The organism is Acinetobacter sp. V102_4, from assembly GCF_031799005.1.
GTDB lineage: Bacteria > Pseudomonadota > Gammaproteobacteria > Pseudomonadales > Moraxellaceae > Acinetobacter > Acinetobacter calcoaceticus.
Genome location: NZ_JAVQNR010000033.1, coordinates 25684 through 51866, shown reverse-complemented (window position 1 = coordinate 51866; position 26183 = coordinate 25684). Strand labels below are relative to the sequence as shown.

General features: G+C 37.9%; 22 protein-coding genes and 1 tRNA gene. 14 read left to right on the top strand and 9 right to left on the bottom strand.

Annotated features, from left to right (window positions below):
* Window positions 1-76 precede the first annotated feature (76 nt).
* Window positions 77-4888 (top strand): RHS repeat-associated core domain-containing protein, encoded by a 4812-nt coding sequence (locus tag RMB13_RS04005; protein WP_311084475.1) that lies wholly within the window; start codon window positions 77-79, stop codon window positions 4886-4888.
* Window positions 4889-4901: 13 nt separating this feature from the next.
* On the top strand, window positions 4902-5192 hold the full coding sequence (locus RMB13_RS04000; protein WP_311084474.1) for a hypothetical protein: 291 nt from the start codon (window positions 4902-4904) through the stop codon (window positions 5190-5192).
* 62 nt (window positions 5193-5254) lie between these two features.
* Here RMB13_RS04000 and RMB13_RS03995 read toward each other — a convergent pair.
* A tRNA-Arg gene (locus RMB13_RS03995) sits at window positions 5255-5327 on the bottom strand.
* Between the two features lie 311 nt (window positions 5328-5638).
* Here RMB13_RS03995 and RMB13_RS03990 point away from each other — a divergent pair.
* Entirely contained in the window at window positions 5639-5893 is a 255-nt protein-coding gene (locus tag RMB13_RS03990; RefSeq protein ID WP_004639076.1) for a TIGR03643 family protein, read from the top strand.
* Window positions 5894-6010: 117 nt separating this feature from the next.
* Here RMB13_RS03990 and RMB13_RS03985 read toward each other — a convergent pair whose 3' ends face one another.
* Complete coding sequence (locus tag RMB13_RS03985; protein ID WP_005036408.1) at window positions 6011-7366, bottom strand: amino acid permease; 1356 nt, start codon at window positions 7364-7366, stop codon at window positions 6011-6013.
* 378 nt (window positions 7367-7744) lie between these two features.
* Here RMB13_RS03985 and prpF point away from each other — a divergent pair, with 378 nt between their 5' ends.
* The 3 genes from prpF to RMB13_RS03970 all read left to right on the top strand — a co-directional run bounded on the left by prpF (window position 7745) and on the right by RMB13_RS03970 (window position 10430).
* Window positions 7745-8932: a 2-methylaconitate cis-trans isomerase PrpF gene (gene prpF / locus RMB13_RS03980; protein WP_311084473.1), complete on the top strand. Its 1188-nt coding sequence runs from the start codon at window positions 7745-7747 to the stop codon at window positions 8930-8932.
* Window positions 8933-9091: 159 nt separating this feature from the next.
* Window positions 9092-10003, top strand: coding sequence for a polyprenyl synthetase family protein (locus RMB13_RS03975; protein WP_231764666.1), 912 nt, complete (start codon window positions 9092-9094; stop codon window positions 10001-10003).
* A 58-nt stretch (window positions 10004-10061) separates the two neighbouring features.
* Entirely contained in the window at window positions 10062-10430 is a 369-nt protein-coding gene (locus RMB13_RS03970) for an MmcQ/YjbR family DNA-binding protein (RefSeq protein ID WP_311084472.1), read from the top strand.
* Between the two features lie 63 nt (window positions 10431-10493).
* Here the strand turns inward: RMB13_RS03970 and RMB13_RS03965 are convergent, their stop codons facing one another.
* From RMB13_RS03965 to RMB13_RS03950, 4 genes are all read right to left on the bottom strand, one after another.
* The gene (locus RMB13_RS03965) at window positions 10494-11348 is read right to left on the bottom strand and encodes an SPFH domain-containing protein (RefSeq protein ID WP_005036413.1); all 855 of its coding nucleotides are present in this window, start codon (window positions 11346-11348) and stop codon (window positions 10494-10496) included.
* A 28-nt stretch (window positions 11349-11376) separates the two neighbouring features.
* Entirely contained in the window at window positions 11377-11838 is a 462-nt protein-coding gene (locus tag RMB13_RS03960) for an NfeD family protein (protein WP_004789340.1), read from the bottom strand.
* A gap of 104 nt (window positions 11839-11942) precedes the next feature.
* Entirely contained in the window at window positions 11943-12860 is a 918-nt protein-coding gene (locus RMB13_RS03955) for a patatin-like phospholipase family protein (RefSeq protein WP_205468595.1), read from the bottom strand.
* A gap of 65 nt (window positions 12861-12925) precedes the next feature.
* Entirely contained in the window at window positions 12926-13552 is a 627-nt protein-coding gene (locus RMB13_RS03950) for a lysophospholipid acyltransferase family protein (RefSeq protein WP_311084471.1), read from the bottom strand.
* 128 nt (window positions 13553-13680) lie between these two features.
* Here RMB13_RS03950 and RMB13_RS03945 point away from each other — a divergent pair, with 128 nt between their 5' ends.
* The 6 genes from RMB13_RS03945 to RMB13_RS03920 all read left to right on the top strand — a co-directional run bounded on the left by RMB13_RS03945 (window position 13681) and on the right by RMB13_RS03920 (window position 20648).
* Window positions 13681-14940 (top strand): MFS transporter, encoded by a 1260-nt coding sequence (locus RMB13_RS03945; RefSeq protein WP_311084470.1) that lies wholly within the window; start codon window positions 13681-13683, stop codon window positions 14938-14940.
* A gap of 73 nt (window positions 14941-15013) precedes the next feature.
* Entirely contained in the window at window positions 15014-15205 is a 192-nt protein-coding gene (locus tag RMB13_RS03940; RefSeq protein ID WP_205470170.1) for a hypothetical protein, read from the top strand.
* 271 nt (window positions 15206-15476) lie between these two features.
* Window positions 15477-16766 carry a DcaP family trimeric outer membrane transporter gene (locus RMB13_RS03935; RefSeq protein ID WP_205468598.1) on the top strand — a complete coding sequence of 430 codons (1290 nt, stop codon included), beginning with the start codon at window positions 15477-15479 and terminating at the stop codon, window positions 16764-16766.
* 184 nt (window positions 16767-16950) lie between these two features.
* Window positions 16951-18600: a phosphoethanolamine--lipid A transferase gene (locus RMB13_RS03930; RefSeq protein WP_311084469.1), complete on the top strand. Its 1650-nt coding sequence runs from the start codon at window positions 16951-16953 to the stop codon at window positions 18598-18600.
* Window positions 18601-18614: 14 nt separating this feature from the next.
* Complete coding sequence (locus RMB13_RS03925) at window positions 18615-19289, top strand: DNA-binding response regulator PmrA (RefSeq protein ID WP_002116411.1); 675 nt, start codon at window positions 18615-18617, stop codon at window positions 19287-19289.
* Window positions 19290-19313: 24 nt separating this feature from the next.
* Window positions 19314-20648, top strand: coding sequence for a two-component system sensor histidine kinase PmrB (locus RMB13_RS03920; RefSeq protein ID WP_005036428.1), 1335 nt, complete (start codon window positions 19314-19316; stop codon window positions 20646-20648).
* A gap of 1 nt (window position 20649) precedes the next feature.
* Here RMB13_RS03920 and RMB13_RS03915 read toward each other — a convergent pair whose 3' ends face one another.
* The 3 genes from RMB13_RS03915 to RMB13_RS03905 all read right to left on the bottom strand — a co-directional run bounded on the left by RMB13_RS03915 (window position 20650) and on the right by RMB13_RS03905 (window position 23873).
* Window positions 20650-21345: a phosphatase PAP2 family protein gene (locus RMB13_RS03915; protein WP_311084468.1), complete on the bottom strand. Its 696-nt coding sequence runs from the start codon at window positions 21343-21345 to the stop codon at window positions 20650-20652.
* Between the two features lie 153 nt (window positions 21346-21498).
* Window positions 21499-22686 carry an ammonium transporter gene (locus RMB13_RS03910; protein ID WP_311084467.1) on the bottom strand — a complete coding sequence of 396 codons (1188 nt, stop codon included), beginning with the start codon at window positions 22684-22686 and terminating at the stop codon, window positions 21499-21501.
* A 302-nt stretch (window positions 22687-22988) separates the two neighbouring features.
* Complete coding sequence (locus RMB13_RS03905; RefSeq protein ID WP_311084466.1) at window positions 22989-23873, bottom strand: LysR family transcriptional regulator; 885 nt, start codon at window positions 23871-23873, stop codon at window positions 22989-22991.
* Between the two features lie 118 nt (window positions 23874-23991).
* Here RMB13_RS03905 and RMB13_RS03900 point away from each other — a divergent pair, with 118 nt between their 5' ends.
* Both RMB13_RS03900 and RMB13_RS03895 read left to right on the top strand, forming a co-directional pair.
* The gene (locus RMB13_RS03900; RefSeq protein WP_311084465.1) at window positions 23992-24897 is read left to right on the top strand and encodes an AEC family transporter; all 906 of its coding nucleotides are present in this window, start codon (window positions 23992-23994) and stop codon (window positions 24895-24897) included.
* Window positions 24898-25026: 129 nt separating this feature from the next.
* Entirely contained in the window at window positions 25027-26043 is a 1017-nt protein-coding gene (locus RMB13_RS03895; protein WP_311084464.1) for a molecular chaperone DnaJ, read from the top strand.
* Window positions 26044-26183 lie beyond the last annotated feature (140 nt).

The following is a 26183-nucleotide window of genomic DNA, read 5'->3' as shown; positions in this document are numbered from 1 at the left end:
ACTGTGTTTAAGTTTTACATAAAATATTTTTAATAAAAATATTTTATATCATCATTAATGAATGCTAGATAACTTTATGAAATCTTTAAATCATGTTGTTCAATACATTATATTTTTTTGCAGTTTAACCATACTGAGTTTATTTAATCAGACTGTTCATGCAGAAACAGAAGACATCGTAGCTTATAATTATGCTGCTGCCCGAGCACCTGGGATACAATCCTGTACATATGGATATGATTTATTATCAGGTGATATTAGTTATAACAAAACTCAAATTACAGGTGCATTACCCTACAATTTGAATTACAGGGCACCATTACGTAGAAACTTTTCAGCTGCCCAAACATTTTTTCAACCCGAAACAAGTCGTGTAGGGTGGACAGATAACTATCATAGTCATGTTATTGTTCAGAATATTACTGAACAGGAAAAACAATATAAGTTAAAAGATTCTCCAACAGCTGACCCTAACACCAGATTTGCAGAAAGTTACGATCCGGTTATAACCGTGAATGCAATTAAGGCAATTATAGTCCGGTTACCGGGTGAGGTGGCTGATACAGTTTTTTTGGAAAAGGATGGAGCATTTAGGCGTTTATTTTCTGCAGATCCTGTAGCTCTTTTAAATAGAGCATATATATATAGTTTATGGGATGGTGCTGAGGCAGATGGGCTAGGAGAGTATCAACTTAGTCGTTCTGGAAGTAATCTTATTATTTCTAAAAATGGAGTCCAATATACAATAACTGGTACTTCATATCGGACTGTTAGCTCTCAAACATCTCTTAAAAAAATTAATTACTCCTATTTGACTACAGATTATCTTTTGTGGGGAGCTACAAAAGATACTTGGACAATTAGTAACAGGCCTTATTATGCCGTTTCAAATACGACGCCTCATATAGAGACTTCTGTTACAGTTTCAATGGATTTATATCGTGTTGCAAAGATTGATGATAAGCAAGGCAATGTGACTAATTTACAGTACGATAGCAAAATGAATCTAACTCAAGTTAGTGACCGTTATAATAATAAATTAGTTTTTGAACGTGCTTTTCATGATGTAACGCTTGGAGCAAGCCAAACTGTTGATGAATCACGATTAATTACGAAGGTTACTTATACGGCAGCCCAGGGTGGTACCCAGGTCGCAACATTTAACTATAAAGCATATGCCAATAAAGCTCCAAGTACAGGCACTGACACTTATGTATTTGCTTTAATTAGCTCTGACTCAACTGTAGCAGGCGCTTATAGTTATACTAATGAAATGACAGAAATAGGGGCAATAAAACTCTATGTGGCACAAAGGGGAGCAACTCCGGATTCAAGTTATTATTTTCCCGTGTTAACTGAGGTTAAAAATGCAGCAGGACAGGGTATAATAAAATGGCTCATTACCCAGAATTATTATGTGATAGGTAGTGGCCCAAATGCATATCTTTCAGTAGCAAAGACTACATTAAGAACATATGTTCCCGCAACATTAGCTGGTGGATCACGACAATCTCTAACTTCTTATGATGATAATTTTAAGACGATAAGTACTAAAGTCTCTTTAAGTAATTTAAGGAATGGTACAGCTACAATAAAAAGTTCATATAATGAAATGGAAGTGACGGGTTATCCGTGTTTGACAGTGGATGGAAAACCTGCTGATAAGCTTACTTTCGATGAGCGTAGTCGGTTAACGTATGTTAGCTATCCAAATAGTGGAGTTAACTATACATATGATGATCTCAATCGTGTTACTGAGGTTACGGAGTATGACCGTACCACAAAATATACATATGGACCGCTTAATAACAATACGGTTAATTTATTGTCAATACCAACGAGTATTGTTGCGCCGAATTTAACGATTACAAATGTTATTAACCCAAGAGGACAGATTGTTACCCAAACACAGACTTCAAGCCAGACAGGAAGTACAAGTAAAGTAACAACCTATGGTTATGATGAAACGACGACAAGTAAACATTTTGGACGTTTATTAAGTGTAGACGGGCCACGTTCTGGTACAGCTGATAAAATTATTTATGCCTATGATACTTACGGCAATCTAGCGAGCCAGACGCAAACAGTTAATGGTACTGCCCGTATCACGCAATATTTAGGCTATAACACTTTTGGGAGTCCTGAACGAATTGTTAATCCATCAGGTTTAGTTAGTCAGTTTATTTATAATACTGATGGAACATTAAAAAGCCAGACGGTCGGGGTTGGCGGAGCGACAGGTACGATTACAGGACCAACAACCTCTTATACTTATAATGCAATTAAACAACGCATTAGTGAAACAAACCCTGATGGAGAAATTACAAGTTTTACCTATGATCAGATTGGTTCTTTAATTGAAACTAAATTACCAAATGGTAATCGTATTCAAAATACTTATCATGGTACAGGAACACTTGCGAGTGAAAAAAGCTTAACTAGTGCTGGTGCCGTGGCTGCGGAAAGATATCAAGATATAGATGACAATGGACGAGTCAGTAAGACTCAGCAGGGCAGTGATGCGGCCCGTCAATATACAACCTTCACTTATGATAGTACTGGAAATTTAATTCAGAGTACGAGTGCAGAGGGTATAACTGAAAAATGGACTTATGATGCTTTTAATCGTGTAACGAGTCATACGGACAGTGCCGGTAATGTCGATACGAAAGAGTATGATGTTAACGATAATATTGTGCTTTCGAAAGACGCTTTAAATGCAGGAAGTAACCCGTTTAGTTATCGTAACGGTAATGTATTAACTCAGGAAGTGAACACTGATTATGGCACTAAAGCTTACACTTATAATGAAGCAGATCAGTTAATTCAGCGTTTGCATGGTCCACGTAAGTGTAACTACAACACGCTAGATGAATTAGGTCGTTATAAAGCATTTGTATGTGCGGCAAATAGTGGAACTACAGCAAACGAATACCAAGTTAATGACAATTATAGTTATGACCAAAGCCGTTATGGCCGTCTGGATAAAGTTACAACTGGCGTGACAGGCTATGATGTAGATACTTTATATACCTACGATGCATATGATCGAGTTACCCAAAAAAGTACAACCAACCAGTTATTTAACCGCTATGCGAACACCCTAGGTAAAACCCTTAATGTGAATTATGGCTATAGCACGGGCGGTAAACTGACTTCAATGACCTTACCATCTGGTCGTAGTGTTACTTATAGTTATAGTAGTACAACGGGAATGCTGACGGGTATTAACTTAAACGGTAGTGCCCTTGTTCGTAGTTTGAGCTATGACGGAGCTAACCGGGTTACGGGCTGGCAATGGGGAGCATCAGGTAATGCGGGTTACACTCAAAGTTATAATAATGATGGATCTATAGCGAGTTTAACGAATAAAGATAATGCGTCAGCAGTCAACTATTCGTTAAATTTTGGGTACGATAAAGATGGTCGTATTACTCTAGTTACTCGTCATAATGGAACTAAAGATGCTTACACCTATGATGTTGTAGACCGTTTACTTAGCGAAAGCCGTACCACTGGTACCGCAGCGACTTATAGTATTAGTTATACCTATGACAAAAATGGCAATCGTTTAACTTTAAATGCTACAGGACAACACATGCAGCCTGCTGCAAGTGCTGCCTATACCTATACAACTAATACAAATAAGTTAGCGAGTTTTACAAAAGGAGGCGTTGCGCAGACTTTTAGTCATACTGCTAACAGTGAGCTCAGCTATGGTACTTATTTACCGACTTACGATTATGCAGGTCGTCGTAAAGTAGACCGAGCAAGCACAGATTACTATTTCATGAACTACAACCATAAAAATGAACGTAGTTTTAGAGATAAAGTAGTTAATGGTGCTGTGTCTACAATGACTCAATACATCTACGATGAGGAAAGTCATTTAATTGGAGAATATGACAAAACCGGAGCACTTGTAGAATATGTATGGATGGGCGGCAAACCAGTAGCCGCAATTTATGGTAGTGGTGCTGCAACCAAGATCTATTACATTGTTACAGACCATTTAAACACACCAAGACGTTTAGTGGATGGCGTGACTCATGCAGTAGTGTGGAGTTGGGATTCGACAGCCTTTGGTGTAGGTAACCCAACAGGATCAATCACGTTTAACTTACGTTTCCCTGGTCAATATTATGATGTGGGGACTAACCAGTTCTATAACCACAACCGTTTCTATAACCCAGAACTTGGCCGTTATATGGAACCAGACCCGATTGGGTTAGAGGGTGGCTTAAATCCGTATGCATATGCGGGTAGTAACTCAGTAATGAATGTGGATCCAAGTGGGTTGTCATTTCAAGGACCTACTTCATTTATGCCATTGAATAATTACCAATTATCAAATGTACATGTTGGATATGATTTTTTTAGCCTAAATTTATCTATTGATTATTCTATAAATAAGTCGATAGGTTATCAAAGTAATGACCATAATTTATGGGTGGCAGATGGAAGCCGCTCTCGAGGTCAAGTAAATCTGAGTGATTATACTTTTGATGTGAATCCATTAGGCAAAGCATTTTCACTCGTTGGTGTAGGAAGAGGTGGGGGTACAGCTCCAAAAGCATCTGCTAATTATTATAGAGGTGCTAGAGAAGGTAGTGCAGTAAGTTTTATACCTCGTCAAAATGATTTTAAAATTGACCAGAGGACAGGTTATGTCAAAGACACTCATGGATTATCGATTTTTAATAATCCAAATAGTGTTAGTTCAAAAGGATTTGTTCCTTATAGGATAGATCCTAAATCTATCTCAGATCAATTGAGAATTATACAGAGAGGAAATGATCCTAATCACTATGAAATAACGCCACGTCCAGGTGCAGACCTAAAGCCTGAACAGTACATTAAATTGTGTTCTAATATTAAATGTTTATGATTGATGAGATTATATGAAAAATTATATTCTAAATTTATCCGATGATTTTTCTGAGTATGCTTGGGAAATTGAGTCGAAAGGATGTTTTGAAGTAGATATTAAGATATTTGATAAAATATATACTTTCAATTTTTATGATCCAATCAGATTAAATCAAACAATAGAGGATGACTTAAATTCAAATCAATATTTTTTTTATGAAAATATGGTTGTATTGCCAAAAGTAAATTTAAGGAATATTGAAAAATTTATAGAAGATATAATTGATACTCCTTATTTATTATCTTTTTCTACAAAAAGATAAATATTTATTATGTTCTTCTATATATGGTCTTCAACTATAGACTATTTATATTATATGTTATGTGCGCCCTGCGGGACTCGAACCCACGTCGGTCGCTTAGGAGGCAACTGCTCTATCCAGTTAAGCTAAGGGCGCATAATTTTATGATTATAAACGAAAAAGCTATTGCTAAGGCAATGGCTTTTTCATGTTTTAAGTATTAAAACTTTAGCCATAGTGGGTAATAACGATAAAGTTGAACCATTCAACGGTTTCGAACCCTTATGTCTTGTAGAAAAACAGTTTATAACGCTAAAAAATCACAAAAAATTCATGTTGCTCTTTCTATGATCTGAAGCAAAACACGAAAAAGGTTTAAGGCAAGCAATCGGGTAGGTGAAATTATTACCAGAGAGTTGTTTGTTAAAAATCAGATTTTGCTACCGTATAATTCAAAAGGGCTTAACATGAAAAAAATTGCTGAACAGGACTTATCTAGAATTATTGAAATGGCATGGGAAGATCGGACTCCATTTGAAGCAATTGAGCGAGAGTATGGCTTAAGTGAAAGTGAAGTTATTCGTTTAATGAGATACAACCTGAAAACCAATAGTTTTAAACTCTGGCGCAAACGTATGGCAGGGCGTAAAACTAAACATCAGCAATTACGTTCACCAGAAATTGAACGAGCTTACTGTTCGCGTCAGTATAAATATGCATAACTTCTAATTTTATTATCGATGAAACTTTAATTTTTACAGCGCATAATTTTCTGATTATGAATAAAAAAGCCCCTGTCGAAACAGAGGATTTTTTGTATTCAAGTATGAAATATAGAATTATTGTTTTTTAGAATTCAATAATTTAAATAGTACAAACATGAGAACGATCCAGATTGGAATCATCATCACTGACTCTTTGAAACCTTGGCTCCACATAATGTAGAGAACAACTGCAATAAAGCCTAAAACCAAATAGTTACTAAATGGTGCCCAAAGTGCAGGGAAGTGAGTTTTTTCACCTTTTGCTTTCATTGCTGATCTAAATTTGAGGTGAGTCAAACTAATCATTGCCCAGTTCAATACTAATGCACCAACGACGATATACATTAAGTGACTTAATGCATTTTCGGGTACAAAGTAGTTCAACAGTACACAACCAAAAATTAACAATGCAGAAAGTAATACGGCTGGAACAGGTACGCCTTGTTTGTTTACTTTTTTGAAAACTTTTGGAGCGTTACCTTGTTGAGCTAGACCGTATAACATACGGCTGTTTGCGAACATACCACTGTTATAAACAGATAAAGCAGCAGTTAAAATAATAAAGTTAAGAAGATGTGCAGCCCAACCAATTCCCATTTGGCTAAAAATCATGACGAATGGGCTTTTGTCGAGGCCACCAAGATCTAACTGGTTCCATGGCACTAATGAAAGCAAAATTGTCAATGAACCGATATAGAAAATTAAGATACGGAAAACGACTTGGTTAATTGCTTTTGGAATAGTTTTTTTCGGATCTTTTGCTTCCGCTGCTGCCATACCAATTAGCTCAATACCGCCAAAGGCGAACATTAAGAAAGCTAACATATAGAACAGGCCACTAAAGCCATTTGGAAAAAAGCCACCATGTGTCCAAAGGTTGCTAAATGAAATGCTTGAGCCAGCATCTGCTGTAAACAACAAATAAAGGCCAAAAACAATCATAGAGATGACCGCAGTTACTTTAATAATGGCGAGCCAGAATTCAGATTCACCATAAAATTTAACGTTGGTTAAGTTAACTGCCGTGATTACGACAAAGAAAAATAAGACAGAAGTCCATGCTGGTATGTGGGGCCACCAATAATTAATATATTTGGCCACAGCGGTGAGTTCACTCATGGCAACCAGAACATAGAGTATCCAATAATTCCATCCAGCTAAAAATCCAGGAAATTTCCCCCAATATTTATAAGCAAAATGGCTGAACGATCCTGCAACAGGTTCTTCAACAATCATTTCTCCCAAGTGACGCATAATCAAAAACGCGATTAAGCCGCCAATGGCATATCCTAAAATAATGGATGGTCCCGCAGATTGAATCACTTGCGCCGAGCCTAAAAATAATCCAGTACCAATTGCTCCACCCATAGCAATTAATTGGATGTGTCGATTTTTTAGTCCTCGTTGCAGTGTAGAAGATTCGTTGGTCAAAGGTCTTCACTCACAATGAATAAGTAAATTATTCTAATAGATGGAGTTATTTTAGCCTAGACTACAAATTAATAAGCTGTGACTGAAAAGTAATATTAAAATATATTTAAAATCATTGGCTTACTTTTAATATTTCAATATCGAGTGAAAAGTGCTCTAAAAAATATAATTTCATATAGACTTTTTTTCTTAGATTTTGCTTAGATTAAGTCATTGCAAGCACATTGCTAAATTCCCAAAATATGCTCGCGTCAATACGATTGATGTATAAAGCAGAGTGCTATCTCTTGACCTTAAAACAATTTAAGATGAAGAGAAGGGTAAACAAGAATGCTTGTTTTGATATAGAAGAACATAATAGTAAGGATAACAGTTGATATGAGCTCAGTACCGCAAATTAAAATTCCAGCAACTTATATGCGTGGTGGAACCAGTAAAGGTGTATTTTTTAAGCTTGATGATTTGCCGGAAAAAGCCCAAGTTGCAGGACAAGCACGAGATCAACTCTTACTCCGTGTAATTGGTAGTCCAGACCCTTATGGAAAACAAATTGATGGGATGGGGGGAGCCACTTCTAGTACCAGCAAAACTGTTATTCTCGCGAAAAGTACTCAGCCAGAGCATGATGTAGATTATTTATTTGGTCAGGTTTCAATAGATCAGCCTTTTGTAGATTGGAGTGGTAACTGCGGAAACTTAACTGCTGCGGTTGGCTCTTTTGCTATTTCAAATGGTTTGGTTGATGCAGACCGTATTCCTGAAAATGGCCTATGTACTGTACGAATTTGGCAAAAAAATATTCAAAAAACCATTATTGCCCATGTGCCTATCACCAATGGTCAGGTTCAAGAAACTGGTGATTTCGAGCTGGATGGGGTGACGTTTCCTGCCGCTGAAGTTCAAATTGAGTTTTTAGATCCGGCCGATGATGGTGAAGAGGGCGGCGATATGTTTCCTACAGGAAATGTCGTTGACGAATTAGACGTTCCTGATATTGGTCGTTTCCAAGCGACATTTATTAACGCTGGTATTCCAACCATTTTCTTAAATGCAGAAGATTTGGGTTACCAAGGCACTGAATTACAAGATCATATTAATAGTGATGCAGCTGCACTGGCACGTTTTGAAAAAATTCGCGCATATGGTGCGGTACAGATGGGTTTAATTAAAGATATTTCAGAAGCAGCTGCACGTCAGCACACACCAAAAATTGCATTTGTTTCTAAACCGAAAAACTATAATGCTTCGAGTGGTAAGCCTGTTTCAGAGATTGATGTTGATTTACTGGTCCGTGCTTTGTCAATGGGTAAATTGCACCATGCCATGATGGGAACAGCAGCAGTTGCAATTGGTACGGCAGCTGCCATTCCGGGTACATTGGTGAATTTAGCGGCTGGTGGTGGCGAACGTGAAGCGGTACGTTTTGGGCATCCATCTGGAACATTACGTGTTGGCGCTCAAGCTGAACTTGTTAATGACCAATGGGCGGTTAAAAAAGCAATTATGAGTCGTAGTGCACGTGTGTTAATGGAAGGTTGGGTGCGTGTTCCAGGTGACAGTTTCTAAGCTTCCTCTAAATAAAAAGCCTCTCAATATGTAGAGGCTTTTTTACGGCTGCCTTTAAAAACTCCGCACCCACTTTTCACAGTGAATCGTGTATGATGTAGCGCATGAATGCTTCATTACATTCAATAAAATTTCTCTACTGATTTTATCGAGGCGACTGTGTCATCACTCTCTCAAGTTAATGCGGATGTTTTAAAACAAGCTCAACAACGTATTCAACAAGATTTATTGACGACATTGGCCGCGTTCTCAATTCCAGAGCCTTTAAAAAGTGCAGTACACCATGCAGTTATGCTTGGTGGAAAACGTGTGCGTCCAGCTTTATGTTATGCCACTGCTTCTTTACAGCCAAATCCAAATTTTGCTGCGGCTCGTCGTGCGGCGGTTGCTGTAGAGTTAATTCATTGTTATTCACTAGCGCACGATGATTTGCCTTGTATGGACAATGATTTGCTGCGTCGTGGTCAGCCGACTTGTCATGTTGCGTTTGGTGAAGATACTGCTTTGCTTGCAGGCGATATTTTACAATCGATGGCTTTTGAGGTTTTAGGTAGTCGTTTGTTTGATGAACAAGGGCAGGGTACTGATGCTACGATTGTATTAAAACAAATGCAGATTTTAGCAACTGCCAGCTCTAAAATGGTCTCTGGACAAGTTTTAGATTTACAAGCTGAAGGCAAGCAAATTGCTCAAGACGAACTAGAAAATATCCATCGTAATAAAACTGGTGCGCTCATTCAGGCCGCAATTATGATGGGTGCAGTCACTATCTTTTCCGGAACGGATCAAGCAATTCCAAAATTGCGCCAATATGGGCAGACGATCGGATTAGCTTTTCAAGTGTTAGATGATATTCTCGATATTACGTCGAGTACCGAAGCTTTGGGTAAAACTGCTGGTAAGGATGAGCAAGTGCAAAAATCGACATACCCAGCGTTAATGGGTCTTGAACAAGCACAGATCTATGCAAAAGAATTGCACGATCAAGCTTTTGAAGCCTTAGCTCATTTTGGTGATAATGCAAAAGAATTAGTTGATATCTCACAATTTCTTTTAGCGCGTACGAACTAATAATATTAAATCAATATTCATAACTTCTATTCATGCGAAATGAATAAAGGAGAAAAAAATGAATGGTGAACAACTCCATCAAAAAGCAATTGAAATTGCGCGTAATCTTCCCTTTAGTCAACAGACTCATCCTTTTGGTCCAGACTATGAAGTTTTTAAAATTTTAGAGAAAATGTTCATGCTGACGGCGGAAGCCGCAGGCGTCAAAATGATTAATGTGAAGTGTGATCCGTATAAGAGTCAGGAATATCAGGAGCTTTATTCATTTATTATTCCGGGTTATCACATGAATAAAAAACACTGGATTTCGATTACACCGCATAAGAACTTAACAAGTGATTTACTGCAAGATTTAATTCATGATTCTTATGATTTAGTCGTAAAGAAATTACCTTTGAAAGATCAGAAAAGATTAAAAAACCAATAATATAAAAAACGGCGACATGATAGTCACCGCCTTGATTTTAATTACTTATTTGAAGTAATTGAATTAATTATGCTTTCCCATAATACCGCGAATTGTATTTAAAACATCGGCAGGTAAAACCACAGTTTTAGCATTATTTGATTTCGCCATATCCTGCATTGCTTTTACATATTGTTCACCCAAAAGGTAAGCAACCGGAATCTCTTTATCGCCAACTGCACTGGTCACCATTTCAATTGCACGTTGAGAAGCTTCAGCTAACACGACTTGTGCTTCTGCATCACGGCGAGAAGCTTCTAAACGACCTTCTGCACTTAAAATAGCAGCCTGTTTTTCACCATCGGCTTTAGTAACAGCAGCACGACGTTGACGTTCTGCGGCAGCTTGCTCTTCCATGGCAGCTTGCATGGTGTGAGACGGTTGAATGTCCTGAATTTCGACTGTTTTTAAGGTAATGCCCCAATCTGAAATATCGTCAGAAATAGCAGCTTTTAACTTAGCCTTAATGTGATCTCGTGAAGATAATGCATCATCTAGATCCATTTCACCGACAATAGAACGTAATGAGGTTTGTACAAGGTTTTGAATTGCCCATGTATAGTTTTCAATACCGTAAACTGCTTTTTCTGGTGTGGTTAAATTAATATAGGCTACTGCATTCATGAGCAATACGGCATTGTCACGTGTAATCACTTCTTGCGATGGAATATCTAGCACAATATCTTTCGTGGTAATTTTATAAGCCACTTCATCGATATAGGGAATCACAAAATTAAGTCCCGGATTAAGGGTCGTGTGATATTTACCTAAACGTTGGACAATCCATTTGTAGCCCTGAGGAACAATACGAACCCCTTTAAAAATGGTAACACCTACAAAAGCCAAAAAGGCTAAAACAATAATAGTACCGACTGGCATGAAAATACCCTCTCTTTATCTTTAATGTTTATGAAGTACCATGGGTTTGAACAATTAAGTCGTTACCCGAAATGTCAATAACTCTGACACGATCGCCCACTTTAACAGGAGTGGTGCTCCGACAATTCCACTCATCGGCCCCTAAAATAGGCATTGGAAAGCGAACAATAATTTGATCATGGTCTAGACCAGTTTGAATAACCATTCCAATTTGACCAATAGTTGCTTCACGGGGGAGGCCCGCTTTCGTTTTATCAATTGATAAGGGTTTAATAAACTTGAACCAAAGGATGGTGCATAGCACTGATAATATTATCCACAATACAATTTGCGTTGTGAGGCTAATATCTGGAAATAACCAATAGAGAATGCACACCATAATGGCGGCAATACCAAACCAGAGTGCGGCAAAGGCAGGTAGAATCAGTTCAGAAAGAATAAGTAAGATACCCAATACAAACCAGTGCCAAGGTTGTACAACAAACTCCATAAATCTGCTCTTTTATATATCTTTATGATGGGTAAAAGTGACTAATATCACTTTTACCACTGTAGCAGATGATAGGAAATGTGGATAGAAAAAAACCACTTCAATTAGAATTTAGAGCGTGGCGCGGGCTTAAATGCTGCTGGAGATTTTTTGAAGTTTGCAATTGCACCTTCAATTTGACGCATTTGAGCTTGAGCAGCTTTTTCACCTTCCAAAATTGCTTCATTACTGGATTTCAAGTCTAGTGTACCTAAATGACCAACTTTAGGTTTAATTACCACATTTGCTTGCTTGAGTTCTTCATTAATACTTTGTTGGCCCATGATATTAATCGTCTGATCAAGTAATCCCCACATATTGGCTGGGCGGTTACCTACTGGACGCGCGGAAATATCAACTGCAATCACAATATCTGCACCCATATCACGAGCTGTTTTTACAGGAATTGGGCTGACTAGGCCACCATCTACGTATTTTTGATTGCCGATTGTGGCAGGCACGAACACATTTGGAATACTGCAAGAGGCACGTACAGCTTGACCAGCATTACCTTTAATAAAATCTGCCTTTTGACCATTATCAAGACGAGTTGCCACAGCCGCAAAGCGGATTGGGAACTTCTCAATTGGTTTATTACCAACATTACGGTTAACGTAGTCTTGTAACTTTTGTCCGAGAATAATGCCTTGACGATTAAGGGTTAAATCACGGATATCAGATTCTTGTAATTTCAGGGCCAGACTTTGCAATTGATAAGGTGTTTGCCCACTCGCGTAGATACTTCCAACAAAGCTACCAGCGCTGGTACCCGTTACAATTTTAGGTTTAATTCCATGAGACTCTAAAACCTTGATCACACCAATATGTGAAAATCCTTTTGCTCCACCGCCACCTAAAGCAAGCGCAATGACAGGTTCACGGGCTTTAATTGAGGTCGTCGGTGTTGGTGTTTTGCTAAATTTATCACAGCCAAATAGTGCTAGAGAGATAAATCCAATACTGGCAAATTGAGCAATTTTCATCTTTAAAACAATCTATGTCGAGATAAATTAAGAAGGGCCATAAGACCAGATTCGCTCAATTTTTGCTAGGTTTTTTTCACTAGATTTTGTAAAGGTTCGGCCAGCCAATTACGATTTTTGGGTGAAATTTTTCCTTCATAGTGGTCAAAAATCTTTTGTAGATCTTCATCATAGTTTCCACTTGGGTCTAAGTGGCCTAAGCAGTGAATCGTTTTATGGTCATAATCAAAAGAAAACATCACAATGGGAATATTGGCTTTTGCGGCAATATGGTAAAAACCACTTTTCATTTTTTTTGCTTTTTTACGTGTGCCTTCGGGCGCCATCCCAATCCAGATCTTGTCATATTTTTGAATGGTTGCAACGACTTGTTCAGTTAGTCCATTGGCTGTGTCACGTTTAACTGGAATAACACCAGCCCAATCTAACACCCGTTTAAAAGGTGGTTTAAAAAGGGCATCTTTACCTAATACTGTAATTTGGATACCTAATCCGAAAATCGCAAGAAAGCCATACCATCCATCAATATTGGAAGTATGAGGTGAAATAATTGCTACTGCTTTTGGAAAATTAGGAACTTCACCTTCAATTGTCCAACCTTGCGCTAAAAAAAGTTTCTTAAATAGTGCCCGGCTTAAAGCAGTACCACGTTGGGGTACCAAATCAGGTAAATTAGGGAAATGTTGATCCATATTTTTTTAAATTTTAACTTGTCCTAGTTTTATCTTAATCTTTTGAAATATATGCTTCATTGGCAAAATGTAAGAACAACATGACATTTGATGTTATTCCTCATTAAAGAAATAAAAAGTAGGTATATATGTTTCGGCAGCAAAATCTTTATCTTCTGCTATTTTCCTTATATTGGGCACAAGGGCTACCTGTCGGTTTTATGACCCATGCTTTACCTGTTATTTTAAGGGCACAAGGTGTGTCACTCGCTCATATTGGTGGTTTTGGTCTACTAATGTTGCCTTGGTCAATTAAGATTTTTTGGGCGCCGTGGGTTGATCGACATGCGCTTTCACGTTTAGGGCACTACCGCAGCTGGATTTTACCTACTCAGTTTTTGACTGTGGTCGTACTTTGCATTTTGTCTTTTTTCCCCATTCAAGCTTTAGACCAGCCTATTTATCTATTTACCTTTTTTATTTCGCTTCTTTTAATGAACTTAACAGGAGCAACACAAGATATTGCTACCGATGCTTTGGCTGTCAATTTGTTACAGCATGACCAGCAACATTGGGGAAATACATTTCAGGTGATCGGTTCCCGACTCGGTTTTATTGTGGGGGGAGGCGCCGTACTTTGGTGTTTAGACTGGTTGACATGGCAACCTACTTTTTTGCTATTAGCGGCTTTGGTATTTTTAAATACGTTACCCGTTTTATTATTTAAAGAACCTAAACATGCAGCTTATTCAGGTCATCAACTTAAACCCAGTCAGCAAAATTTAGTCATAAAGATTAAAGCCTACTTGAGTTATTTCTCTCAAAATAAAGAGCTTCGTTCTTGGTTGGTTGTACTTATTACTTTTAAAGTAGCAGATGGTTTAGCTGGACCATTACTTAAACCCTTAATGGTAGACATGGGTCTAAGTTTTACTCAAATTGGCGTTTATATCACGATGCTCGGTGCTGTAGCAGCACTGGCAGGGGCGGCAATTGCAGGTTGGCTGCTTAAATACTTTTCTAGACCTACGGCCTTACTTGTTTTTTCAGTATTTAAAATTATGAGCTTAGCGGCTTATACCTATTTAGCTTATGCGTATGAGCAGAAAATTCAACTCAATGTTTGGGGAGTTTATATCGTAAACGCTTTAGAAGATGCATTCTCTGCAATGTTGTTGGTGGTTATGTTGACCTTAGTCATGCATTACAGTCGAAAAGAATATGCGGGTACAGATTTTACCTTTCAGGTTTCGGTTATGGCGACTGTAAGTGGTGTCCTTTATAGTTTCAGTGGTGTGCTTGGAGATGCATTCGGTTATTTCCATTATTTGATAGCTATTGTCATTATTGGGATTGTTACTTTGTTCCCTATTTACCTGTGGAAACATGCAAAACTACAAGAAAAATAATGTTAACTAAATGAAATAAAGAAAGTTAATATTGCTTAAGCGGTGATCTAAGCTTGATCTAATACCTTTGTCTATGTTTTTAAAAATGTATGTTTTTAGCTATTTAAATGCTCTATTAATTGTGCCATCTTGTTTGGGTAGCAAATGGAAGCTAAAAGGAGTAAAAATGGATTTCGTTAACAAGAAAAATCATGTGAATCAATCAAAATGGGTAGAAAAATGTTCAAGTAGATTGGATATTAGCCTAAAGTCTAAAAAAGAATAATGAAATAACGATTTAATCATTCTATAAGATAAGAGAGTTGTGTAGGATTCGTTACAACATGAAGTTAAGGTAAAAATCTGTAAGTCAAAGTACGTTTTTTATGTCTTTGGTTATTGGTTTTGGTCTTGCATAACGTTGAAATTGGTTTTGGTTGCGGTAATAAAATTAATGTAACCAAAGTGGAGGAGAGTTGATTTTTTAGCCCCTAATTTAATGGCGTAAATCAACTTGGCATGGATAGGCAACATAAAATATATTTTTGGAGTTTTTGATGGATCTATTCCTTAATCGTAAATCTTTCGTTGTTAAAAGTTTAGCTCTTACAGTTACAGCTTTAATGATGAGTGGGGCACATGCTGCGACTTCCGACAAAGCGGAAATTCAACAGCTTCGTAAAGAAGTTGAAGCTTTAAAAGCTTTAATTCAACAACAAAGCCAAGTGCAGCAACAACAGCAGCAAGTACAGCAACAACAGCAAGTACAGTTAGCTGAAGTTAAGGCACAACCTGTTGCTGCACCAGTTTCACCTTTAGCATCATTAAAATCTAAAGCTGGCGCTGATGTGAACCTATATGGTTATGTTCGTGGGGATGCTAACTATATTATTGAAGGTGCGGATAACGACTTTGGTGATGTAAGTAAGTCAACTGGCGAAGCAAAAGATAAATTGCGTGCAACAGCTAAAACGACACGTCTTGGTTTAGATTTTACTGCTCCAGTAAGCAATGCCAAAGTTGGTGGTAAAATTGAATTAGACTTTGCAAGTAGTGACAATAGCAAATCTGAAAACGTACGTATTCGTCATGCTTACTTGACTTATAACAACTGGTTGTTTGGTCAAACAACGTCTAACTTCTTGGCGAGCCATGCACCAGAAATGATCGATTTCTCGACGAACATTGGTGGTGGTACGACACGTATTCCACAAGTACGTTATAACTATAAGTTAGCTCCTGCAACTCAGCTATTTGTTTCAGCAGAAGAAGGTAATAGCTCGGCAACAGGTGACTCAGTTAAATACAGACTACCTGTATTAACAGCTAAAATTACCCAAGGCTACGCTGCAGGTAATGGTAATGCTTCTGCTCGAGCTTTTGTTGAAAACTATAAATCAGGTAAAGGTGATGACCAAACTGGATGGGGTGTTGCTGCAGGTACCGACTTTAAAGTATCAGATCCTTTAAAACTCTTTGCTGATGCTTCTTATGTTGTAGGTAACAGCAACTACTTATATGGTAGTAATTCTGCTTATACTTTAGTTAATGATAATATTGAACAAAATGAATTTGTAGCAGTACAAGTAGGTGGAACTTATAAGATTTTACCTAACTTACGCGCTACTTTAGCGTATGGTGCACAATTCGCTGATGACGGTACTGATTATGCAAAAGCATATACAGCTGGTAATGAAAAAGTTCAACAAGCATGGCTTAACGTAATTTACACACCAGTTAAACCAATTGACTTAGGTATTGAATATGTCAATGGTAAACGTGAAACCTTTGCTGGTGATGACTACAAAGATAACCGTGTTGGTTTAATGGCTAAATACAGCTTCTAAACCTAGCAAAAACATTATGTTTTGAAGAGTCGAGGTTCATGTGAATCTCGACTTTTTTCTTTTTATATAGAATTTAACAATGAGTATTTCTAAAAGTAGCCATTTATGGCTGCTTTTTTATTTAAGTGATTTTTAAGTTTTAATTTCTACAGTGAAGCATCATAAAAGATTGTAGTTGTCCGAGATGCTTAATTTTTTTTCTAAATTAAGGAATAAACAGGTTTCACTGTTTATGTTTAATTTAATTTTAGCTATTTGGTTAGGAGCCATTCTCAATATTGGTTTCTTCCAGAGCATTAATCTTTTAACTCCATATTTTGGAGTAAAGGCTATTTTGTTCTTGGCTGCTACAGTGGTTATTGTTGTTGCTGCTTATTATGCAATTTTACAGATTTTAAATTGGAAATGGACTGCTAAAGTTGTTGCCATTATTCTGGTGATTGTTGGGGGATTTAGCGCATATTTTGTAAATACACTCGGAATAGTAATTTCACCAGATCAAATTCAAAATATGGTACAGACCGATGCAGCAGAGATTTCTGATTTAATCTCATTACGTTTTGGACTTTGGACAGTTTTTTTAGTAATTTTACCTATCATTTTGATTTTTCAAATAAAGCTTAAAAAAGAAAAAACATCTCATTTATTGTTGAAAAAAGTCAGTTCAATTGTCGCTTCTTTTGTAATTGTAGGGACTTTGTTGTTTACATACTATGTTGATTTTGCATCTATCTTTCGTGAACATCGTGATTTAAAAGGGATGGTCTCACCACAAAATAGTATTTCATCTTTAATGTCTTACTATCACAAGATGGCACCTAAGAAGAACTTACCATTAATACATTACGGTGAAGATGCTCATCAAGTTCAGCAAGTACAAAAGAACTTGCCTAAATTGATGGTACTAGTCGTTGGTGAGACAGCTCGTGCGGAAAGTTTTTCACTCAATGGTTATGCCAAAAATACAAATCCAGAGCTTTCTAAACAAGATATTTTGAATTTTTCTCAAGTCAGCTCATGTGGTACAGCAACCGCTGTTTCAGTTCCATGCATGTTCTCTGGCATGCCACGTGTTGACTATGATGAGCAATTAGCAAGTCATCGTGAAGGTTTATTGGACATTGCAAAGCGTGCGGGTTACCAAGTGACTTGGATTGATAATAATTCTGGTTGTAAAGGGACTTGTGATCGTGTTGAGCAATATCAAATATCAGAAAAGTTAAAGCAAAAATGGTGTAAAGATGGCGAATGCTATGATGATATTTTAATTGATAGCTTAAATGAGTATTTAGTCACTATTCCCAAAGAAGACACTCGTCCACGACTCATTGTTTTACATCAAGTCGGAAGTCATGGTCCAGCTTATTACAAGCGTGCGCCTGCTGAGTATCAACCGTTTAAACCGACTTGTGATACTAATGCGATACAGGGCTGCTCTCGAACAGAGTTATTAAATAGTTATGATGACACGATTGTGTATACAGATCATGTGTTAAGTCAGATGATTAATAAACTAAAAGAATTATCGAAATATCAAACAGGTTTATGGTATTTATCTGATCATGGTGAATCAACTGGTGAACATGGTTTATATTTACATGGTTCACCGTATGCAATCGCACCAAGCCAACAGACACATGTACCAATGATTATGTGGTTTTCCGATAGCTGGAAACAACACAACCTTGCACAAGTGAGTTGTTTAGGCCAACAAACTAAAGAAAAGTTAAGTCAGGATAATTTATTCCCAAGCTTATTAAGTTTGTTAGATGTAAAAACTCAGGTCATCAACCCTCAACTGGATATGCTGCACTCTTGTGCCCATGTGAATTAAAGCGAGCCTAGAACATGACAAAAATCTTGATGATTGAAGATGATTTTATGATTGCAGAGTCAACAATAACGTTGCTGCAATATCATCAATTTGAGGTGGAGTGGGTCAATAATGGCTTAGATGGTCTGGCTCAATTGGCTAAAAATAAGTTTGATTTAATTCTTTTAGATTTGGGCCTACCTATGATGGATGGCATGCAGGTCTTGAAGCAAATTCGCCAAAGGGCAGCAACTCCTGTATTAATCATTTCGGCACGAGATCAGTTACAAAACCGCGTGGATGGATTAAACCACGGTGCAGATGATTACTTAATCAAACCATACGAATTTGATGAGTTACTTGCTCGGATACATGCGCTATTGCGTCGTAGTGGGGTGGAAGCTCAGCTTGCGAATCATGAGCAACTATTACAAAGTGGCGATCTGGTTTTAAACGTTGAACAACATATCGCAACCTTTAAAGGTCAACGGATTGATTTGTCGAATCGTGAATGGGCGATTCTTATTCCTTTGATGAGCCATCCAAATAAAATCTTTTCTAAGGCAAATCTTGAAGATAAGTTATATGATTTCGATAGTGATGTGACCAGTAATACAATAGAAGTATATGTGCATCACTTGAGGGCTAAACTCGGGAAAGACTTTATTCGAACTATTCGAGGTCTGGGTTACCGTTTAGGACAATCGTAGTTTTAGTTGTGGAACTTTATAAACGTGCATTATTCATTAAAAAAACGACTGATTTGGGGCACCTCAATTTTCAGTGTCATTTTAGGTTGTATATTAATTTTTAGTGCCTATAAGGTTGCGCTTCAAGAAGTTGATGAAATTTTAGATACTCAAATGCGTTATTTAGCAGAACGAACAGCTGAATATCCATTGAAAACAGTAAGTAGTGAGTTCGATTTTCACAAAACTTATCATGAAGAAGATTTATTTGTAGACATTTGGGCCTATAAAGATCAGGCCCATTTATCTCATCATTTACACCTGTTGGTTCCACCTGTTGCACAAGCTGGCTTTTATTCGCATAAAACCAGCCAAGGTTTAATCCGTACCTATGTTCTGCCTTTAAAAGATTATCAGATCCAGATTAGCCAACAAGAAAAGGTCCGTGAGGCTTTTGCTTGGGAACTCGCAGGAAGTATGTTCATTCCGTATCTAATTATTTTGCCATTTGCGATTTTTGCTTTAGCCGCAATTATTCGTCGAGGTTTAAAGCCGATTGATGATTTTAAAAATGAACTGACTCATCGTGATTCGGAAGAATTAACGCCAATTGAAGCTTTAGACTATCCTCAAGAATTATTGCCAACTATTGATGAAATGAACCGTCTGTTTGAACGTATATCGAAGGCTCAAATGGAACAAAAACAGTTTATTGCCGATGCTGCACATGAACTTCGAACTCCTGTCACAGCTTTGAATCTACAAACTAAGATTTTAATCAGTCAACTGCCTGAGCATGAGTCATTGCAAAACTTGAGTAAAGGATTGGCGCGTATTCAGCATCTGGTCACCCAGCTTTTAGCTTTGGCAAAGCAGGATGTGTCTTTGAGCGTGATTGAACCCACCAAATATTTTCAGCTTAATGATGTTGCTTTAAATTGTGTTGAGCAGCTTGTTAATTTAGCCATGCAAAAAGAGATTGATTTAGGGCTGGTTCGTAATGAACCTATTGAAATGCATAGTGTTGAGCCGACAGTACATTCTATTATTTTTAATTTAATTGATAATGCAATCAAATATACGCCCCACCAAGGCGTGATTAATATTTCAGTTTTTACAGATACAGATGGCTACGCGTGTATTCAAATTGAAGATAGTGGTGCGGGGATTGAACCTGAACACTATGATAAAGTTTTAAAACGTTTTTATCGGGTACACCACCACCTTGAAGTGGGCAGTGGCTTAGGTCTATCGATTGTTGACCGTGCAACTCAACGTTTAGGTGGAACTTTAACACTTGATAAAAGCTTAGAGCTTGGTGGACTTTCTGTTCTGGTTAAACTGCCTAAAGTTTTACATATTCATGAAACAAGAACTTGATTTATACAAGTTCTTGTTTGATTCGTTTTTCAAATTCGAAGCGGTGAATACAAACTGCATAAAATAAGATATTTACTGCCCAAACTACCCAACCTGTCCATAAATTGTGGCTCAGGAAATGCGCACCACGCATCATTTGCCCCCAACCCATCATAAAGCCTAAGATAAGACCCGCCGCTAAGTAAAAATAGGCACGCTTAGGCCGCTCAAGACGATAAACAAAATAACCTGTCATTAAGATGAAACCAGCACTTGCATGGCCGCCCGGAAAACAGTGTCCGTGTTTGGCGGTAAAATCCCATACATATCCTAACGTGGTAGGATGAACCATATTCCAAGGGCAGGCATGAGCCGATTGTGATTTTAATAAGCCAATTATACCGCTACCAATCATGCTCACAAAAAACATATAGCCATATTGCCAGCGATAAAGCTTCAATTTTTCTACTTTGAATGACGCAATCCAAAGACCTAAAAAGATGACATAAACAGTGGTGATGATTTGTTTTACGATTTCATGGTTAAGCCGTACAAGATACCAATTGTCCCGATTGAAAAAATGACCTGTTGAATCCGTCCAAGGTTGGATAAGGTACATATCAATTTTTCCGCCGACTGGAAAAACGATTAAAAGCAGAAAAAAACTTAAAAAAAGTAAGATAAGGTTAATTTGGAAAAAAAGTTTTTGCTTAGTCATTCTGATGAAATATCAATCGACAATGGATGCGACTAATTACATAAAATTAAGCTTAAATTGCTCTTAAACTCTACAGAAGAAAGGGGCCCAATTTTCCTTAAAAAATAAAAAAAGCGACGAGAAGTATCGTCGCTTTGAGCACTTTAGAAAGGATTAAAACATACCTTCTTCAGAGTTTGCAGAAATCTTATGAATGGATAAATCTGCACCACGGAACTCATCTTCTTGAGATAAACGAATGCCAATGGTCGCTTTAAGTAAGCCGTACACAATAAAACCGCCAGCGAGCGCAATGGCAATCGCAAGTGTTGTACCAATGAGTTGTGAGATGAAAGACACACCGCCTAAACCACCAAGCCACTTTTGACCAAATAGACCCACTGCAATACCACCAAATGCACCACACACGCCGTGTAACGGCCATACACCTAACACATCATCAACTTTGAGTTTGTTTTGTGTGTAGGTAAATAGGTATACAAACATCGCACCAGCTGCACCACCAATAACAAGCGCGCTGATTGGATGAACAATGTCAGACCCTGCACAGATTGCCACTAAGCCTGCAAGTGGACCGTTGTGTAAGAAACCTGGGTCATTTTTACCAATCGCATTTGCTGTAATCGTTCCGCCAACCATTGCCATGAGTGAGTTAATGGCAACTAGACCAGAAATAGCATCTACACGCTGAGCACTCATCACATTAAAGCCAAACCAGCCTACAATTAAAATCCATGAACCAAGCGCCAAAAATGGAATAGAAGAGGGCGGGTGAGCACTTACACGACCATCTTTCTTATAACGACCAGAACGTGCTCCCAATAAAATGACCGCAGCAAGCGCAATCCAACCACCCATAGCATGCACTACAACTGAACCGGCAAAGTCATGAAAAGCTGCACCAAAGGTAGTTTCTAACCACTTTTGCAGACCATAGTTACCGTTCCAAACCATGCCTTCGAAAAATGGATAAACCAGCGCAACTAAAGCGAGTGTCGCAATTGCTTGTGAACGCATTTTTGCACGTTCAGCAATACCACCCGAAATAATGGCAGGAATTGCCGCAGCAAAAGTGAGTAAAAAGAAGCAACGCATGAGGTTGTAGCCATGATCGTTTGATAAAACCGTACCATCATGGAAGAAATGCTGGCCATAAGAAATGTAGTAGCCAACAAAGAAATATGCGATCGCAGAGAGGGCAAAGTCAGTCAGAATTTTACTTAGTGCGTTCACCTGATTTTTATGGCGAACCGTACCAAGTTCCAAGAATGCAAAACCTGCGTGCATGGCAAGAACCAAAACAGCACCAAGTAATAAGAAAAATAGATCTACATTTTGCATAGCATGCTCGAAAAAAGTGCTAAATTCCATTTTGGAACAAATCTGGGTCTGTAAATTGCACCAAAATAGATTTAAGGAATCTAAAAACCTAAGTTTGTCGAAACAAACTCAATTGCATAAAAGTGAATATGCAATAAGTGCACCAATTTGAATTGGAAAAGTGGTTTTTGGCGATAAATGGTGCGCCGATTTAGTTAAAATAGGGCAGTTATGGCGCTTTTTACGTTACAAGTCATCTAATGTGCTTAAAAAATGACCTTAAAAAGTTCGTTATCAAATTCCTAAAAATTATCCGTAATCATTTAATGATTTGACCAAACCTCTTGAGCAACTTCTATAAATGCTTTCACAGCAGGACTCATATGCTTTTTATTCTTGACTGCAAGGCCAATTGAGCGTTTAAGGTTCGGTTTAAAAGGGCGTTTAGCTACATTTGGATAGAGTGAGAGTAACTCTTTGGTGATGACCATATCAGACACAATGGACACCCCTAACTGGTTATGCACCATGCTGACGATACTCAAAATTTGTGACACATAAAATTTGATGTCCGGTTTCACATTAAAGTTTTTTAAAATTAATTCGACCTGATGTCTACTGCCTGCCATTGTCATGATAAAAGGGCAGTTTTCTAGTTGTACTGGATCAATATAGAGCTGTTGCGCCAGTGGGTAACCATTCGGAATTAGGGCAACAAAACGGTCTTCAATTAAAGGGAATGTATCGAACCGCTCATCTGGCATAATCAAAAAACCGACTTCTATACGCCGTTCCAATAACCATTGAGCTACTTCTTTATCCTCACCTTCATCGATATAAATTTCGATTTTAGGGTAGCGCTGCCGAAAGCTTTCTAAAATTTCAGGCAATAGATAAATGGATGATGAAGCCCCAAAAGATCCGATATGTAATGTGCCTTCATTTAATCCATGGATCGCAGCCACTTCTTTTTCTAATGTGTTGGAAATACTCAATAGTTCTTTTACATGAGTGAGTAACTGCTGGCCTGTTGTAGTCAGTTCAATATCACTTTGAGTTCTTGAAATGAGGTTAATGCCCCATTGTTGTTCTAATGACTTAAGGGCATGAGAAACTGCCGACTGTGAAATTCCCAGCTTTTCTGCTGTGGCAGTAAAGCTTTTCAGTTCAGCAATGAGTGCAAAAATTTCAAGCTGGGTAAATGTCATGTTGTACTTATTATGAGTAAAAACTCATTTTATCATGAGTTTTCATTATCTTTAATATATGAGTAAGCCAAGGGAATTGCCAAAATAGCAAGTCCTTCAACCAAACTCGAGTAAAGAAATGAATAGCATTGTTTTATCTCTATTTCCTTTAGTTGCATTAATTGCATCGGGATACCTGTTTAAAAAATATCATTTTTTTAGCGATGAGTTTTGGGCTGGGGCAGAGAAGCTCAATTACTATATTTTATTTCCCGCTTTGCTTTTTAGTACGTTGTCGACTGCGAAAATTGACTTACAAAGTTTGAGTACAGCCATTATTGCCATGTTGATTGTAGTTTTGGCAGTTACCATTTTCTTGTACATACTTCGCGTGTTTTGGCACATACCACCTGCACGTTTTGGTGTGCACGTACAAAGTATGGTTCGCTTTAATACTTATATTGGTCTGGCGTTAGTGACTTCGCTTTTTAAAAGTGAAGGAATGGCAATACTGGCAATTTTATTGGCGCTTTGCATTCCACTTGTGAACGTTATTTCGGTGCTTGCTCTAACCTCTAAAGAACACATGGCAATTAAACCTGTTTTGATTGCTCTACTTAAAAATCCGTTAATTGCATCGTGTGTGGTGGGAGCGGCAGTCAATGCACTTCACATCCCGATTTGGGACGGCATTGCTAACTTTATTAAACTTTTTTCAGCATCGAGTTTGCCACTGGGTCTGTTATGTGTGGGCGCAGCTTTACAGTTTATGCAAATTAAAAAAGATATTGTCGTGTTGGCGGCAGACACTTTTGCACGACTTTTGGCAGTGCCTGCTTTGGCTTATATGGTTTGTACTTGGTTTGGTTTACCAAGTTTGCAAACACAAATTTTAGTCATTTTCTTTGCGCTACCGACTGCTTCTGCTTCATACATTTTAACTAAAGTATTGGGTGGCGACAGCCAACTCATGGCAGCAGTAATCAGCTTTCAAACCCTATGTGCAGCTGTGACGTTGCCAGTGATGATTTGGTGGATTTCTTAAGATATAAACCTTTAGGTAAGACACGTTCTATTTTCTAAACATTAATAGGCTGATTCTTATTTAAAGAATGCTTTGCTACCTTCCTCATCTGATTATTGCTACACTTTTTTCTTTTTCAGGTGGATGAGTATGTCCTTTGATCTTAAAGTGAGCTTACAGCAAAGGTCTGAGCCATCTGCACAGCAGAAAAAACTGAATCGCCTGATTGATAAAATAGAACAGCAAAAAGTTAGCCTGAGTACATGGCAAAATGCGCAAGCTGAGATTCAACAGCACATACGGCAAAAATTGATGCCTGTGTATAGCGATTTGCATGGCGTCTTATTTCAGCAGTTAGAGCAACTTTGGAATATGTTGCATAGCCATGAGTTTTCCAAAGCGGATATGCAACAACTTGATGAAAAAATTGCCCAGCTTGCACACATGTTGAAGCGCTCCAAACAGCTATCTGAAGAACAGTTGGAGTTAGTGAAGCAGATTGATACCTTTTATCAGAAACATGCGGGGGAATCGGCAAAAAAGAATAAAAAAGCTCAGTCAATAAAATTTGAATATGAAGAAAGTGCTGATCAAAGTGCAGAACTTGAAGAAGACTTTGAACAGTATGCTGCTGAGCAGCAACAAGCACGGGAACAAGCCAAACAGCAACGACAGCAACAGAAACGTGAACAAGCTGAGCAAATGGCAGCCCAGTCACTTAAAACGGTTTATTTAAAAATTGCCGCGATGATTCACCCAGACCGTGAGCAAGATGAAACAAAAAAAGAAGAAAAAACTGAGTTGTTCCAACAAGCAAGTCAGGCCTATGAAAAGCAGGATTTGTTTTATTTACTCAAACTCCAGTTACAGCTTGAACAGCATAAAGAAGTAGGGGCTAAAGAATTATCTGCCGAGCAGTTGAGGTTTTATAAGCTCGCTTTAGATGCACAAAGTCAGCAGCTTGAAAGCCAAATTACTGAGATTTTGGACTCTTTTCAGTTAGCCAAGAATGTGAAAGCTGAGCATGTGCACATCAGTGATGTTTATAAAGCTGTAGATGCGGACTGTACTGAGTTAAAGCAGCAGGTGAAGTGGGAAAAGGAGCGTTTGAAGCATATGAAAAAAGTGAGTGGGGTAGAGATGTTATTGGGGCATGGGGTGCTTTAATTATCTCTGATAAGCCTATTGGCGTATCAACTTATGGCAGCAATAATTAGATTTATACTTTATTTGCTGCCATAACCATACTAATGATGATGTTGTGAGAGAGTAGCTTCTGAAATAAGAAATCGTTGAGATTGGATTTT

Coding starts and splice junctions, on each gene's coding strand:
- RMB13_RS04005 (WP_311084475.1), top strand. CDS start 77: ATGAAATCTTTAAATCATGTTGTTCAATACATTATATTTTTTTGCAGT.
- RMB13_RS04000 (WP_311084474.1), top strand. CDS start 4,902: ATGAAAAATTATATTCTAAATTTATCCGATGATTTTTCTGAGTATGCT.
- RMB13_RS03990 (WP_004639076.1), top strand. CDS start 5,639: ATGAAAAAAATTGCTGAACAGGACTTATCTAGAATTATTGAAATGGCA.
- prpF (WP_311084473.1), top strand. CDS start 7,745: ATGAGCTCAGTACCGCAAATTAAAATTCCAGCAACTTATATGCGTGGT.
- RMB13_RS03970 (WP_311084472.1), top strand. CDS start 10,062: ATGAATGGTGAACAACTCCATCAAAAAGCAATTGAAATTGCGCGTAAT.
- RMB13_RS03965 (WP_005036413.1), bottom strand. CDS start 11,348: ATGCCAGTCGGTACTATTATTGTTTTAGCCTTTTTGGCTTTTGTAGGT.
- RMB13_RS03960 (WP_004789340.1), bottom strand. CDS start 11,838: ATGGAGTTTGTTGTACAACCTTGGCACTGGTTTGTATTGGGTATCTTA.
- RMB13_RS03955 (WP_205468595.1), bottom strand. CDS start 12,860: ATGAAAATTGCTCAATTTGCCAGTATTGGATTTATCTCTCTAGCACTA.
- RMB13_RS03950 (WP_311084471.1), bottom strand. CDS start 13,552: ATGGATCAACATTTCCCTAATTTACCTGATTTGGTACCCCAACGTGGT.
- RMB13_RS03945 (WP_311084470.1), top strand. CDS start 13,681: ATGTTTCGGCAGCAAAATCTTTATCTTCTGCTATTTTCCTTATATTGG.
- RMB13_RS03940 (WP_205470170.1), top strand. CDS start 15,014: ATGTTTTTAAAAATGTATGTTTTTAGCTATTTAAATGCTCTATTAATT.
- RMB13_RS03935 (WP_205468598.1), top strand. CDS start 15,477: ATGGATCTATTCCTTAATCGTAAATCTTTCGTTGTTAAAAGTTTAGCT.
- RMB13_RS03930 (WP_311084469.1), top strand. CDS start 16,951: ATGCTTAATTTTTTTTCTAAATTAAGGAATAAACAGGTTTCACTGTTT.
- RMB13_RS03925 (WP_002116411.1), top strand. CDS start 18,615: ATGACAAAAATCTTGATGATTGAAGATGATTTTATGATTGCAGAGTCA.
- RMB13_RS03915 (WP_311084468.1), bottom strand. CDS start 21,345: ATGACTAAGCAAAAACTTTTTTTCCAAATTAACCTTATCTTACTTTTT.
- RMB13_RS03910 (WP_311084467.1), bottom strand. CDS start 22,686: ATGCAAAATGTAGATCTATTTTTCTTATTACTTGGTGCTGTTTTGGTT.
- RMB13_RS03905 (WP_311084466.1), bottom strand. CDS start 23,873: ATGACATTTACCCAGCTTGAAATTTTTGCACTCATTGCTGAACTGAAA.
- RMB13_RS03900 (WP_311084465.1), top strand. CDS start 23,992: ATGAATAGCATTGTTTTATCTCTATTTCCTTTAGTTGCATTAATTGCA.
- RMB13_RS03895 (WP_311084464.1), top strand. CDS start 25,027: ATGTCCTTTGATCTTAAAGTGAGCTTACAGCAAAGGTCTGAGCCATCT.